The sequence below is a fragment of the Streptomyces flavochromogenes genome (genome assembly GCF_000717595.1).
GTDB classification, from domain to species: Bacteria; Actinomycetota; Actinomycetes; order Streptomycetales; family Streptomycetaceae; genus Streptomyces; species Streptomyces flavochromogenes.
In genome coordinates, this window is the sequence record NZ_JNZO01000022.1 from 12,269 (window position 1) to 25,197 (window position 12,929).

General features: G+C 70.8%; 12 protein-coding genes and 1 riboswitch. Of the genes, 7 read left to right on the forward strand and 5 right to left on the reverse strand.

The genetic code is table 11. From position 1 onward, the window contains the following. Positions 1-118: 118 nt before the first annotated feature. Positions 119-958, forward strand: coding sequence for a trehalose-phosphatase (gene otsB / locus IF00_RS0125890; RefSeq protein ID WP_030321948.1), 840 nt, complete (start codon positions 119-121; stop codon positions 956-958). Positions 959-974: 16 nt separating this feature from the next. On the opposite strand, the gene IF00_RS0125895 is transcribed toward otsB, so the two are convergent. Further along, complete coding sequence (locus tag IF00_RS0125895; RefSeq protein ID WP_030321950.1) at positions 975-1,865, reverse strand: NAD(P)-dependent oxidoreductase; 891 nt, start codon at positions 1,863-1,865, stop codon at positions 975-977. 98 nt (positions 1,866-1,963) lie between these two features. On the opposite strand from IF00_RS0125895, the gene IF00_RS0125900 reads away from it, so the two are divergent. Next, entirely contained in the window at positions 1,964-2,302 is a 339-nt protein-coding gene (locus IF00_RS0125900; protein ID WP_030321957.1) for a winged helix-turn-helix transcriptional regulator, read from the forward strand. On the opposite strand, the gene IF00_RS0125905 is transcribed toward IF00_RS0125900, so the two are convergent. The 3 genes from IF00_RS0125905 to IF00_RS0125915 all read right to left on the reverse strand — a co-directional run bounded on the left by IF00_RS0125905 (position 2,299) and on the right by IF00_RS0125915 (position 6,662). Further along, positions 2,299-3,747, reverse strand: a complete 1,449-nt coding sequence (locus IF00_RS0125905; RefSeq protein WP_030321959.1) for an alpha,alpha-trehalose-phosphate synthase (UDP-forming) — start codon at positions 3,745-3,747, stop codon at positions 2,299-2,301. The genes IF00_RS0125900 and IF00_RS0125905 overlap by 4 nt on opposite strands. Before the next feature lie 94 nt (positions 3,748-3,841). Then, positions 3,842-5,656: a DUF7927 domain-containing protein gene (locus IF00_RS0125910; RefSeq protein WP_030321962.1), complete on the reverse strand. Its 1,815-nt coding sequence runs from the start codon at positions 5,654-5,656 to the stop codon at positions 3,842-3,844. A gap of 64 nt (positions 5,657-5,720) precedes the next feature. Then, positions 5,721-6,662, reverse strand: coding sequence for a glucosyl-3-phosphoglycerate synthase (locus tag IF00_RS0125915; protein WP_030321964.1), 942 nt, complete (start codon positions 6,660-6,662; stop codon positions 5,721-5,723). Between the two features lie 149 nt (positions 6,663-6,811). Continuing rightward, positions 6,812-6,956, forward strand: a riboswitch (SAM riboswitch). Here IF00_RS0125915 and thrC point away from each other — a divergent pair. The 5 genes from thrC (at position 6,950) to IF00_RS0125940 (ending at position 11,810) form a co-directional block, all read left to right on the forward strand. Further along, positions 6,950-8,260, forward strand: a complete 1,311-nt coding sequence (gene thrC / locus IF00_RS0125920) for a threonine synthase (RefSeq protein ID WP_078944852.1) — start codon at positions 6,950-6,952, stop codon at positions 8,258-8,260. It overlaps the preceding riboswitch by 7 nt. A gap of 14 nt (positions 8,261-8,274) precedes the next feature. Beyond that, entirely contained in the window at positions 8,275-8,553 is a 279-nt protein-coding gene (locus IF00_RS0125925) for a MoaD/ThiS family protein (RefSeq protein WP_030321967.1), read from the forward strand. Positions 8,554-8,960: 407 nt separating this feature from the next. Continuing rightward, on the forward strand, positions 8,961-9,164 hold the full coding sequence (locus tag IF00_RS0125930) for a cold-shock protein (protein WP_015035246.1): 204 nt from the start codon (positions 8,961-8,963) through the stop codon (positions 9,162-9,164). Between the two features lie 354 nt (positions 9,165-9,518). Further along, a complete protein-coding gene (gene groL, locus IF00_RS0125935; RefSeq protein WP_030321969.1) occupies positions 9,519-11,147 on the forward strand; it encodes a chaperonin GroEL in 1,629 nt (542 codons plus the stop codon). A 192-nt stretch (positions 11,148-11,339) separates the two neighbouring features. Then, positions 11,340-11,810: an SRPBCC domain-containing protein gene (locus tag IF00_RS0125940; RefSeq protein WP_030321971.1), complete on the forward strand. Its 471-nt coding sequence runs from the start codon at positions 11,340-11,342 to the stop codon at positions 11,808-11,810. A gap of 28 nt (positions 11,811-11,838) precedes the next feature. Here the strand turns inward: IF00_RS0125940 and IF00_RS0125945 are convergent, their stop codons facing one another. Continuing rightward, complete coding sequence (locus tag IF00_RS0125945; RefSeq protein ID WP_030321973.1) at positions 11,839-12,606, reverse strand: class I SAM-dependent methyltransferase; 768 nt, start codon at positions 12,604-12,606, stop codon at positions 11,839-11,841. Positions 12,607-12,929 lie beyond the last annotated feature (323 nt).

The following is a 12,929-nucleotide window of genomic DNA, read 5'->3' on the forward strand; positions in this document are numbered from 1 at the left end:
CGTCGTCGAAGCGGACGGGGCGACGTCGCGTCCCGGTGCAGGCCGGTCGCGCCGGTCATCGGGCGCCGTCTCGTCCGTGCCCCTGACGCGGGCGGCGCGCGTGGGTAGGGTCGGGAACATGGTCAGCCTCCCGCACCCGACCACATCCGCCGGCCGCGACGGTCTGGCCGCGCTTCTCGCGCGGCCCGCGAAGGCCGTCGTCGCCCTCGACTTCGACGGCACCCTCGCCGAGATCGTCCCCGACCCCGAACGGGCCCGCGCCCACCCCGGCGCCGTCGAGGCGCTCGCGGCCCTCGCCCCCGAGGTCGCCTCCGTCGCCGTCGTGACCGGCCGCCCCGCCGGGGTCGCCGTCCGGTACGGCGGCTTCGCCGGCGTCCCCGGCCTGGAGCACCTCGTCGTCCTCGGCCACTACGGCGCCGAACGCTGGGACGCCGTCAGCGGCACCGTCCGGGCCGCCGCCCCGCACCCGGGCGTCGCCTCCGTCCGCGCCGAGCTCCCCGGCTTCCTCGACCGGGCCGGTGCCTGGCCGGGCGTCTGGATCGAGGAGAAGGGCCGCGCGGTCGCCGTGCACACCCGCCGCGCCCTGGACCCGGAGGGCGCCTTCGAGGCCCTCAAGGGGCCGCTGGGCGACCTCGCCACCCATCACGGCCTCGTCCTGGAGCCCGGCCGCATGGTTCTGGAGCTGCGGCCCCCGGGCATGGACAAGGGTGTCGCGCTCGCCGAGTACGTACGGGAGGTGGGCGCCGGGTCCGTGCTCTACGCGGGCGACGACCTGGGCGACCTGCCCGCCTTCGCCGCCGTCGAGAAGCTCCGCTCCGACGGCACCCCGGGCCTGCTGGTCTGCAGCGGCTCGACGGAGGTCCCGGAGCTGGCCGACCGCGGGGACCTGGCGGTGCCGGGCCCGCCGGGAGTGGTGGAGTTCCTGGGCGCGCTGGCGGAGGCGGTACGGGAGGCCTGAGCCGGGTCCGGTCCGGTCAGTCCTTCCGTACGAGCAGGTCCACCAGGCCCGTCAGGTCCTCCTTGCCACTGCCGACGTCGAGCCGTCGTCGCATCAACGCGAAGTAAGGGGCGATCAGTTCGGGACTGACGCCCTGCTCTTCGGCGGTGGAGAGGAAGGTGGGGGTGCCGGCCACCTGCATCGCCAGGTCGGAGACCACGTCCGTCGTGTAGTCGCCGTTCCTCAGCTGCCGCGCGGTCTGCTCGATCGACGAGCCGGCCATCGCCTTGATCCAGTTCCCGAGCAGCGGCGCGAACACGACCGGATCGATGTCCTCCCGCCGGATCAGGGCGAAGGCGTGCGCGGCCCCCGCGAACATCCCGTACATCGCGCTCAGCAGGGCCACGTCGTGGAGGGCCGCGAAACCCGCGTCCTCCCCGACGTAGGCGGTGCCGACCGGCACGGCGAGGGACTCCCGGTGGAGCTCGAACAGCTCCCGTGAGCCGCTGTAGAACACATAGCCGCCGGCCTCCGGGATCCCGACCATCGGAGGGACGGCCATGATGCCGCCGTCCAGGTAGCGGGCGCCGCGCTCCTCGGCCCACGTGGCCCGGGCCCGGGCCTGGGCGGGGGTCGTCGTGGTCAGGTTGACCAGGTCCTTGCCGGTCAGGCCGACACCGTCCAGGGCCGTTTCCACCGAGGCGTCGTCGAGGAGGCAGACGACGACGAGGGTGCTCGCCGCGACCGCACCGGCCGCGCTGTCCGCGACCTTCGCGCCCTCGGCGGCCAGCGCCTCCGCGCGGGCCGGGGTGCGGTTCCAGACGGTGAGCGGATGCCCGGCGGCGAGCCAGGCACGGGCAAGGGCGGTGCCCATCGCACCGAGGCCGAGGAGGGTGACGGGGGTCTTCCGATTCGGGTTCGCTGTCATGACCACAAGGCTGCTCCAGGGCTCTGACCTGCTCAAGTACCCACTGGGAAGTGGGTGGTTACCCTGAGGTGAGCGAACAGGTCAGGAGGGTGGGGCACATGGCGACGCTGAACCGGCCCGGCACCGGGGACGGCCACGTCTGCGGGATCGACGCCGCGATGGAGGTCATCGGCGGCAAGTGGAAGGTGCTCATCCTGTGGGCGCTGCACGAGCGGCCGCACTGCCGCTTCGGCGAGCTGCGCCGGCTCCTCCCGGGCATCACGGAGAAGGTCCTCGCCTCCCATCTGCGGGAGCTGGAGGCGGACGGCATCGTGGACCGCGCCTCCTACGAGGAGGTCCCGCCCCGCGTCGAGTACACCCTCACGAAGGACGGCATCCGCCTCAACGAGGCCCTCGAACCCCTGGCGACCTGGGGGCGTGAGCGGGCCGTCTCCTAGCTCTTCTGCTCCCGCAGTGCGTCCAGCTGCTTCAGGAACCAGCGCTGCGGGGGCAGCGCCGTCGCCGTCGCCGCGAGACGCTTCGTGCGGTCGGCGCGTTCGGGCCGGGGCATCGTCAGGGCGGTGTGGAGGGCCTCGGCGGTCTCCGAGACGTCGAAGGGGTTCACCGCGAGAGCGTCCTCCCGCAGCTCGTTGTACGCGCCCGCGCCCGTCGACAGGACGAGTGCGCAGCCCGCGTCCGAGACCACCGGTATCTCCTTCGCGACCAGGTTCATGCCGTCGCGCACCGGGTTGACCAGGGCCACGTCCGCCAGGCGGTACGCGGCGAGGGAGCGGGTGAAGTCGTCCTCCACGGAGACGATCACCGGCTGCCAGTCCGCCGTGCCGAACTCCGCGTTGATCTCGGCGGCCAGTTCGGTCACCGAGGCCGTGTACGCGCGGTACGACTCCAGGTCCTGCCGCGAGGGGTATGCCGAGGCCAGGTGGACCACCCGGTCGCGCCACTCCGGGTGGACGGTGAGGAGCTCCCGGTAGGCGAGGAGGCCGCGCAGGATGTTCTTCGACAGCTCCGTGCGGTCGACGCGGACGATGGTCCGCCGCTCGCCCACCTCGGCGCGGAGCCGGGCGAGGGCCTCGTCCACCTCGGGGCGGTGGGCCAGGGACCGCAGCTCGTCGCCGTCGACGCCCAGGGGGTATGCCCGGACCCGCGTGCGGCCCTTCCCGACGCCGTGGCGGCGCCATTCGACTCCGCGCCAGGGGTCGCCGCTGGGCCAGACGCCCTGGGCCGTACCGGTCGAATCGTCGCGCTGGGAGCAGCAGCCGATGAACGTCGACGCCCATCCCCAGGTGTGGAAGCCCAGCTCGTCGGCGCCGAGCATGCCCCACAGGAGCTCCTCGACGATGTCGTCCGGCACCATGCGCAGGTACTCGGAGGACACCCACGGCGTGTGGGTGAAGTGCCCGATCCGCAGGTCGGGGCGGAGCTCCCGCAGCATCCCGGGGACGAGCGCCAGGTGGTAGTCCTGCACCAGGACGGCCGCGCCGTCGTCCGCCTCGGCGGCCAGGGCCTCGGCGAAGGCGCGGTTGTAAGCGCGGTACGACCCCCAGCGGCGCCGGAACTCGGCGTCGAAGACGGGCTCGCGGGGCGTGTCGTACAGGTGGTGGTGGAGGAACCACAGCACCGAGTTCGCGATGCCGTTGTACGCGTCGGCGTACACCTCCGGTTCGATGTCCAGCATCCGGACGCCAGGCTCGCCGATTCCGCGCCGGACGGCCTCCCGGTCGCCCTCGCCGAGCGCCGCGCACACCCACAGGCTGTCCCGCGAGGAGACGGCACTCAGCCCGGAGACCAGGCCGCCGCCGCCCCTGCGGGCGTCGAGCTCACCGTCCTCGCCCCGCGCGTACGAGACGGGCCCTCGGTTCGATGCCACGAGCACAGATGCCATGGGGCGAACCTAGCCCGTCTCGTAAACGCTCAAACGTACGTATACGAGACGGGTGGATCCGGCCACGGACGGTGGCCGGACCTCCGGACGGCCGTCAGTTCTCGCGCCGGCCGCGCATCGCCGCCTTGGCGACCAGGCCCGTCGCCGCGAGGGCGAGGCCCAGCGCGCCCAGCAGCCACAGCCGCTCGCCGTTGCCGCCGGTCTCGGCCATCGAGCCGCCGCCGCCGTTCCCGGGCGGTCCCGGGGCCGGAGGCGCGGGGGTGGACTCGGCGGGTGTCGGCGTGGGGTCGACCGGTGGGGGCGTCGGGTCCACGGGGGTGGGCGTGGGGGCAGCCTGCGTCGGGGTCGGATCCACCGGGGTCGGTCTGGGCTTCGGTGTCGGCTTCGGCCTCACGAGCTCCGGGGCCGCCGCGCAGGCAGGGTCCTCGCTGCCGTCTCCGCAGTTGGAGCGGGGTGTCTCGGCCTTCACGCCGGTGCGGAGCCGCCCGTCTCCGGCCGGCGGCTTCTTGATCTTCACCGAGTAGGTGACGGTCGCCGTCCTCCCGGCCGGGATGGTTCCCGCGTATCCGATCCTCGGTGCCGTGTACGTCGCCGTGCCCAGGTCGGTCCGCACGTCGCCCCGGTAGTCGGCGTCGTCGAGGATCCCGGTCAGGTCGTCGCCGAACCTGGCGTTCGGGTAATCGAGCGTGCTGATGTTCTTCGCGGTGATCGTGTACGTGAGCGTGTCGCCCGGTTTCACCGTGCGCGGGCTCGCCGTCTTGGTGATCTCCAGGTCGGGGACCGGCACGGAGAAGGCCAGCGCGGACGGCACGTAGGTGGCGCCGCGCGTCGAGAAGGTCAGATCGGCCGAGGTGGCGCCCTGCGGGAGGGCGCCGTCGGGGATGTCGAAGGCCTTGGCGTCGATGCTCAGGTTGTCGACCAGGTCGGGGGCGACGGCGCCGTCGACCTCGCTGATGAAGAAGTTGCTGGTGTTGCCCGTGTGGGCCTCGGTGACGTTCTTGCCGTCGACGAGGAACGCGTCACCCGGGGTGTTCCGGTCGCCCCCGTACGCGGTGACGCCGGCCCGCGCCGTGCCGCCGCTCCGGCGGAAGCCGTCCACGGTGATCGTGGTCGCGGGGGAGGCCGAGCGCTGCAGGACGTGCCCGCCGTAGACGTACACGTTCCGCCGCTCGGGCGCGCGGACCGGGTCCGGGCCCGGGAACCGGTGGACGACGGTCAGCGACCAACCCGCCACGCAGCCCTTGCCGTCGGGCGCCCAGATGTTGCCGACGGTCACCTGCGCGTCCGTCCCCGACGTGCCCGCGAAGGCGGCCGTCACGTCCGACTCGCCCGTGTAGTAGTGCGGGCCGTCGGTGTCGGCAGGGTCGGCGACCATGCTGTCGATCGAGACCGGGGTCGCGGCGCCCGCACCGACCTTGATCACCGGGGCGGTCGTCGTGGGGTCTCCGGGCGAGCGCTCGGCATCGGCGCCGGAGATGTCGCAGCGTTCGAGGCGCGCCCCGCTCGGCCCCTTGTACGTGCCGTCGTTGCCGCCCCAGAAGAGCCGGGCGTACGCCACCTCCGCGCCCGCCGGGATCCGCACACGGCCGGTGCTGGAGCCGTGGTCGCTCCCCAGGGCGCCGGCGTCGATCCGCCGCATCACGAAGGCGTTGTTGTTGTCCGAGCCCTGGCCGCCCGCCGTCGCCGCACAGCGGGCGGCCAGGTCGGCGGGGGCGGTCGGACAGCCCATGACCGTGTTGCCGATCGTCGTGAAGTCGCCGTACAGCGATGCGTCGTACCGCTTGCCGAAGGGCTCGACCACGTCCGCCGCGGCGGGTCCCGCCGCGGTGAACGCGAGCGAGCCCGCCGCCAGTCCGACGGCCACGACGGCCGCGAGCACCCTGCCCAGGTGATGTTGTCTGCAGCGCATGAAAGGGAAATGTATGCAAAACGGATCATCATCGGACGTTACGCCACGCGGTCGGGCCGGATGGTCAGGCCACCCGGCGGCGTGCGTACTCCACGATGTCGGCCATCGGCGGCCGTTCCTCCGTGTCCACCGCGTACGTCCGTGGCTCGAAACCCCTCTCGCCCCGCTCGAACTGCGTCAGCCGCGGCCGCACCAGGTGTCCTCGCGAGAGCCGCAGCTGCGCCGTCCGGTAGATCGCCGCCGCCATCCGGCCCAGCGCCTGCCCGTCCTGGTGCCGGTGCTTGCGCACCCCCACGTCCACCTGAGCGAGCGCGTCCAGGCCCACCGTGTGCAGCGCGTCCACGAGCAGGCCGAGCTCCACCCCGTAACCGACCGGGAAGGGCAGCCGTTCGAGCAGGGACCGGCGCGCCGCGTACTCGCCGCCCAGCGGCTGTACGAAACCGGCCAGCTGCGGCCAGTGCAGATTCAGCAGAGGGCGGGCCACGAGCTCCGTCACCCGGCCTCCCTGACCAGGGGTGTCCCCGAACGGGCGGTCGTACATCGCCTTCACGAAGTCCACGTCCGGGTCGGTCAGCAGCGGGCCCACGATCCCCGACACGAAGTCCGCCGAGAAGTCCCGCAGGTCCGCGTCGATGAAGCACACGACGTCCCCGGTGGTCACCATCAGCGACCGCCACAGGACCTCGCCCTTGCCCGGCACGGCCGGTATCCGGGGGAGTATCGCGTCCCGCGCGACCACCCGCGCCCCGGCGGCCGCCGCCACCTCCGCCGTACGGTCCGTGGAGCCCGAGTCGATCACCAGCAGCTCGTCGACGAGCGGCACCGCCTCCGTCATGAGCTCGCGCCGGATCACGGCGACGATGTCACCCACCGTCGCCTCCTCGTTCAGCGCCGGCAGGACGACGCTGACCTTCGTGTTCCGCTTCGCGGCGAGGATCCGCTCCAGCGGCCGGTCCGCCACGGACCAGGACCGCCGGTCCAGCCAGCGCTCCACCTCTTCCAGCACGTGATCTCCATCTCGCGGTTCGGACGGCCGGTCCAAGCGTCCGGGCCTTCGGTTACAGTCTTGAACAACGCGGATGCCCGATGCACGTCGGGGTGCCGCCCGCGCCGGAGCGCAGGAACGAAAGTTCACCGCGCTTCACAATCGAATACCGCTCATCCAGAGGGGCAGAGGGAAACGGCCCGTTGAAGCCCCGGCAACCCTCCAGTCGGTTACTCGTCCTCCAGCGAGGCTCCCGGCTAGGGAAGGTGCCAAATCCGTCTCATGGCGAAAAATTCGTCATGGGAAAGATGAGGAGAAAGGGCCTCGCCTCCATGGCTGTACAGACTGTTACCCCCGCCACTTCGGTCGACCTCGGTCCCGCGTCGGGACTTTCCTGTCGCGAATGCGGTGAAATCTTCCCGCTCGGCCCGATCTTCGCCTGCGAACTCTGCTTCGGACCGCTCGAAGTCGCGTACGACCTCCCCACCGGTGACCCCGAGGCGCTGCGCAAGCAGATCGAGGCCGGCCCCGCCAACATCTGGCGCTACGCCCCGCTGCTTCCCGTCCCCGCCGACGTCGCGGACAAGCCCAACCTGAACCCGGGCTGGACCAAGCTCGTCCAGGCCGACAACCTCGCCCGCGAGATCGGCGTCGCCCCCGGCAAGCTCTTCGTCAAGGACGACTCCGGCAACCCGACCCACTCCTTCAAGGACCGGGTCGTCGCCCAGGCCATCGAGGCCGCCCGCGCCTTCGGCTTCACCACCCTCTCCTGCTCCTCCACGGGCAACCTGGCCGGCGCCGTCGGCGCCGCGGCCGCCCGCGCCGGCTTCCGCTCCTGCGTGTTCATCCCGCACGACCTGGAGCAGGGCAAGGTCGTCATGGCCGGTGTCTACGGCGGTGACCTCGTCGCCATCGAGGGCAACTACGACGACGTCAACCGCTTCTGCTCCGAGCTCATCGGCGACCCGCTGGGCGAGGGCTGGGGCTTCGTCAACGTCAACCTCCGCCCGTACTACGGCGAGGGCTCCAAGACGCTGGCGTACGAGATCTGCGAGCAGCTCGGCTGGGTCATCCCCGACCAGCTCGTCATCCCGATCGCCTCCGGCTCCCAGCTCACGAAGATCGACAAGGGTCTCCAGGAGCTCATCAAGCTGGGCCTCGTCGAGGACAAGCCGTACAAGATCTTCGGCGCCCAGGCCGAGGGCTGCTCCCCGGTGTCCGTGGCGTTCAAGGCCGGCCACGACGTCGTACGGCCCCAGAAGCCGAACACGATCGCCAAGTCGCTCGCGATCGGCAACCCGGCCGACGGCCCGTACGTCCTCGACATCGCCCGCCGCACCGGCGGCGCCGTGGAGGACGTCGACGACGCGCAGGTCGTGGACGCGATCAAGCTCCTCGCGCAGACCGAGGGCATCTTCGCCGAGACCGCGGGCGGCGTGACCGTCGGCGTCACGAAGAAGCTCGTCGAGAGCGGGCTGATCGACCCGAACCTGACCACCGTCGTCCTCAACACCGGCGATGGACTCAAGACCCTGGACGCGGTGGCCGACACCTCTCAGGCGACCGTCACCATCCGCCCGAGCCTGGACGCGTTCCGCGACGCCGGCCTGGCCCTCTGAAAGGTTACGAAGACATGGCCGTGAACGTCCGCATCCCCACCATCCTCCGCACCTACACGGGTGGTCGGTCCGAGGTCCAGGCCGAGGGCACGACCCTCGCCGAGGTCATCGCGGACCTGGAGAAGAACCACACGGGCATCGCCGCCCGCGTCCTGGACGACCAGGGCAAGCTGCGCCGCTTCGTCAACGTCTACGTGAACGACGACGACGTGCGCTTCGAGCAGGGCCTGGAGACGGCCACCCCGGCCGGTGCCGGCGTCTCGATCATCCCGGCCGTCGCCGGAGGCTGCTGAGCCTCTCGGGCTCTTCGCCTGTCCCGTCTTTCTTGAATTGCCCCTTCCGCGCCATAAAGCGGAAGGGGCAATTCTGCATGGTTGAGCGCGGTAGAGTTGGGGAAGTCCCCTCCGCTGCTCATGCCAGGCGCATATGAGAATGCGTCCCCGCACGACAAGAAGCAGCCAAAGTGCGTGCGCGTTGTGTACCTTCTGCACGCTTTGCCGGGCCCGACTTGCCCGTTAATTCAAGGGATTCTCCCTGATTCGCCTTTCCGTGGCGCCCAGAATTCTCGCTCGATTGACCTGTTGCAGAGGGCAGTTGGGCAGATACATTCAGCCGCGGTCGACGCGTTCCGGCGCAGGGTCTGACCCGGGTTCCGCGAAGTGCGGGTCCCGCGCAAGGGCCAGTAATAGGGGAGTTAGGCATGGCTCAGGGCACCGTCAAGTGGTTCAACGCGGAGAAGGGCTACGGCTTCATCGCGGTCGACGGTGGTGCGGATGTTTTCGTCCACTACAGCGCGATCCAGATGGATGGCTACCGCAGCCTCGAAGAGGGACAGCGAGTCGAGTTCGAGATCTCGCAGGGCCAGAAGGGTCCGCAGGCGGACATGGTCAAGCTCGCCGTCTGAGCGCGGCGCGATCGGCCACCGACGCAACGCCGTCGAGGGGTCCGCATCCCTGAGGGGATGTGGACCCCTCACGCGTTCCCGGTCCTGTTCAGAGCCCGTTCCGCGCCCCTCTCGCGCCCCTCCCGCAACCCCCTGCTCCGCATCCCGATCGTCGAGAGTCGCTTGCACTCTCCTAGGGCGAGTGCTAATCATTGGCGTTAGCACTCGGAAGGTGAGAGTGCTACGAGGATCGGGCAGACGAGGCCGCCGGCCGGGTGGGGCAAGGAACCACGCGGAGCTGCGGAGGCCGTCCGTCGCGGGCGTCGGCGCGGTCCTGGAGCGTTATCCACCCCATGTCCGGGAGGACCACTTCACATGGCCAAGATCATCGCGTTCGACGAGGAGGCCCGGCGCGGTCTCGAGCGCGGCATGAACCAGCTCGCTGACGCCGTCAAGGTCACCCTCGGCCCCAAGGGTCGCAACGTCGTCCTCGAGAAGAAGTGGGGCGCCCCCACGATCACCAACGATGGTGTCTCCATCGCCAAGGAGATCGAGCTCGAGGACCCGTACGAGAAGATCGGCGCCGAGCTGGTCAAGGAAGTCGCCAAGAAGACGGACGACGTCGCCGGCGACGGTACGACCACCGCCACCGTTCTCGCCCAGGCGCTCGTCCGCGAGGGCCTGCGCAACGTGGCCGCCGGTGCCAACCCGATGGCCCTCAAGCGCGGTATCGAGAAGGCCGTCGAGGCCGTCTCCGGCGCCCTGCTCGAGCAGGCGAAGGATGTCGAGACCAAGGAGCAGATCGCTTCCACGGCCTCCATCTCCGCCGCCGACACCCAGATCGGCGAGCTCATCGCCGAGGCGATGGACAAGGTCGGCAAGGAAGGCGTCATCACCGTCGAGGAGTCCCAGACCTTCGGTCTGGAGCTGGAGCTCACCGAGGGTATGCGCTTCGACAAGGGCTACATCTCGGCGTACTTCGCCACCGACATGGAGCGTATGGAGGCGTCGCTCGACGACCCGTACCTCCTGATCGTCAACTCCAAGATCTCTTCGGTGAAGGACCTGCTCCCGCTCCTGGAGAAGGTCATGCAGTCGGGCAAGCCGCTGCTGATCATCGCCGAGGACGTCGAGGGCGAGGCCCTGTCGACCCTGGTCGTCAACAAGATCCGCGGCACCTTCAAGTCCGTCGCGGTCAAGGCCCCGGGCTTCGGCGACCGTCGCAAGGCCATGCTGAACGACATCGCCATCCTCACCGGCGGCACGGTCATCTCCGAGGAGGTCGGCCTGAAGCTGGAGAACGCGGGCCTCGACCTGCTGGGCCGCGCCCGCAAGGTCGTCATCACCAAGGACGAGACCACCATCGTCGACGGTGCCGGTGACAGCGAGCAGGTCGCCGGTCGCGTGAACCAGATCCGCGCCGAGATCGAGAACAGCGACTCGGACTACGACCGCGAGAAGCTGCAGGAGCGCCTGGCGAAGCTCGCCGGCGGTGTTGCGGTCATCAAGGCCGGTGCCGCGACCGAGGTCGAGCTCAAGGAGCGCAAGCACCGCATCGAGGACGCCGTTCGCAACGCGAAGGCGGCCGTCGAGGAGGGCATCGTCGCCGGCGGTGGCGTGGCCCTGCTCCAGGCTTCCTCGGTCTTCGAGAAGCTCGAGGCCGACCTCGCGGGTGACGAGGCCACGGGCGCGAACATCGTGAAGCTGGCCCTCGAGGCCCCGCTGAAGCAGATCGCGGTCAACGCCGGCCTCGAGGGCGGCGTCGTGGCGGAGAAGGTCCGCAACCTGCCCGTCGGCCACGGCCTGAACGCCGCGACCAACGAGTACGTCGACCTCATCGCCGAGGGCATCATCGACCCGGCGAAGGTCACGCGCTCCGCGCTGCAGAACGCCGCGTCGATCGCCGCGCTGTTCCTCACCACCGAGGCCGTCATCGCCGACAAGCCGGAGAAGGCGTCCGCGCCGGCCGGCGGCGGCATGCCGGGCGGTGACATGGACTTCTGATCCTCCGGGATCGGCGGTTCATCGCGGAACGCGGAACGCGGGACGCACGAACGGACCGAGGGCGGCACCCCCTGCCGGGGGTGCCGCCCTCGGGCGTTCCCGGAGGTTCACCTGGTTCACGGAAGTGCTGGAAGTGCTGGGTGGGGACGGCGGGGTGATCCTGGAAGTGCCCCTTCGTGAAGGGAACGGACCATGGTCATCCTCCTGACGACCCCGGCCGACCGTGAGCTGGTCATCACCCGCACCTTCGACGCCCCGCCGGCCCGCGTCTGGGAGGCGTGGACGGTCCCCGGGCACGTCCGGGAGTGGTACGGGGTGTCGGCGCTGACCACGACGGTCGTCGACATCGATCTGCGGGTGGGCGGTGCGTGGCGCTGGGGCCAGACCGCGCCGGAGGGCCAGGAGATCGTCTTCTCCGGCACGTACGAGGACGTCGTCCCGGTCGAGCGGCTCGACTACACGGAGGTCTTCGAGCAGATGCCGGACGCCGATCCGGTCCGCGTCACCCTCACCTTCGACGCGACCCCGGACGGCGGTACGGCCCTGACCAGCACGTCCTTCTGGCCGTCGAACGAGATCAGGGACCAGGCGCTGGCGGCGGGCATGGAGGCGGGGGTGCGGGAGCAGTACGACCGCCTCGCGGAGCACCTGAAGGCGATGTGAGGGCCGGCCGCCCACCGCGTCAAGGGCATCAAGGGCGTCGGAAGAGCGCCGTCCAGAGGAAGGCTTCGCCGAAGGCGGGGGAGTCGTCGGCCTCGTCGCGCATGCGACGGACCTCGATGTCGGTCAGCCCGGCGAAGACGTCGCGCAACGAGGCGTCCGTATAGGCGAGTCCGCCGTCCAGCCTGCCCTTCCGGTAGAAGTCGGCGTCGGGCAGTTCGGAGCCCATGCCGCCCTCTCCGGCGGCGAACGCGGTGAGCGCGAAGTGTCCGCCGGGCGCGAGGACGCGGTCCAGGAGCGCGAGGTAGCTGATGCGGCGGTGCGGCGGCAGGTGGTGGAAGCAGCCGGAGTCGTAGACGAGGTCGTACGGCCCGTCGAGGGCGGTTCCGGGCGCGAAGGCGTCGCCGCTCACGAACCGCACCCCCTGCGCGCCGGTCTCCGCGGCGCGTTCCTCCGCCCAGCGGATCGCGGTGGCGGAGAGGTCGACGGCGTCCACCTCGTACCCGAGCGACGCGAGGTGCAGGCTGTTCCGCCCGGGCCCGCACCCGAGGTCGAGGGCACGTCCGCCACCGGCCGGGAGCAGTCCCCGTTCGGTGTACGCGACCAGGTTCTCGTCGGGCTTGGCGACGAAGAACGGCACGGGCTTGTCCCGGTCGGCGTAGAACCCGTCCCACCAGTCGGCCCCGCCTTCCGTCCACCGGTCGGCGTCGGGCACGAACAGCCCGTCGAGCAGGGTGAGTACGTCGTCGATGGTGCGGATGTGGCGGACAGCGGCGTTGTTGCGGTCGTTCAGACCCATGCGGATCTCCCCTCCGAGTCCCTCAAGAATACGGGGAGTTGAGGTAAAAGCCCAGGTCAGAGGATGTGCCCGGAAGGGCTGGAGGGTCGTCGAGGGGCGCTGGGGGCCGGGAGGTGACCCCGTGGGGGCGGCTCCGTCCGCGTGGGGCTCCTCGTGCCCGCCCAGCCCCGGGAAGGGGCCTTCCGGGGCGTCGCCGGGCTGGGTTTCCGCAGGGAATCCGGCCCGGTGCGAGCCGTGTGCCGAGCTGGATTGAACGGGTTCGAAAAGGGCGTCCCGCCGTCGCCCGCCTCTGCTACTGTCGGCCTGCTTGCGCGGGGGACGAG

Bases quoted from the DNA above. Each gene is read 5' to 3' on its own strand.
- IF00_RS0125925 (WP_030321967.1), top strand. From the start codon at position 8,275: ATGGCCGTGAACGTCCGCATCCCCACCATCCTCCGCACCTACACGGGT.
- IF00_RS0125905 (WP_030321959.1), bottom strand. From the start codon at position 3,747: ATGGCATCTGTGCTCGTGGCATCGAACCGAGGGCCCGTCTCGTACGCG.
- IF00_RS0125900 (WP_030321957.1), top strand. From the start codon at position 1,964: ATGGCGACGCTGAACCGGCCCGGCACCGGGGACGGCCACGTCTGCGGG.
- otsB (WP_030321948.1), top strand. From the start codon at position 119: ATGGTCAGCCTCCCGCACCCGACCACATCCGCCGGCCGCGACGGTCTG.
- IF00_RS0125910 (WP_030321962.1), bottom strand. From the start codon at position 5,656: ATGCGCTGCAGACAACATCACCTGGGCAGGGTGCTCGCGGCCGTCGTG.
- IF00_RS0125945 (WP_030321973.1), bottom strand. From the start codon at position 12,606: ATGGGTCTGAACGACCGCAACAACGCCGCTGTCCGCCACATCCGCACC.
- IF00_RS0125930 (WP_015035246.1), top strand. From the start codon at position 8,961: ATGGCTCAGGGCACCGTCAAGTGGTTCAACGCGGAGAAGGGCTACGGC.
- groL (WP_030321969.1), top strand. From the start codon at position 9,519: ATGGCCAAGATCATCGCGTTCGACGAGGAGGCCCGGCGCGGTCTCGAG.
- IF00_RS0125895 (WP_030321950.1), bottom strand. From the start codon at position 1,865: ATGACAGCGAACCCGAATCGGAAGACCCCCGTCACCCTCCTCGGCCTC.
- thrC (WP_078944852.1), top strand. From the start codon at position 6,950: ATGAGGAGAAAGGGCCTCGCCTCCATGGCTGTACAGACTGTTACCCCC.
- IF00_RS0125940 (WP_030321971.1), top strand. From the start codon at position 11,340: ATGGTCATCCTCCTGACGACCCCGGCCGACCGTGAGCTGGTCATCACC.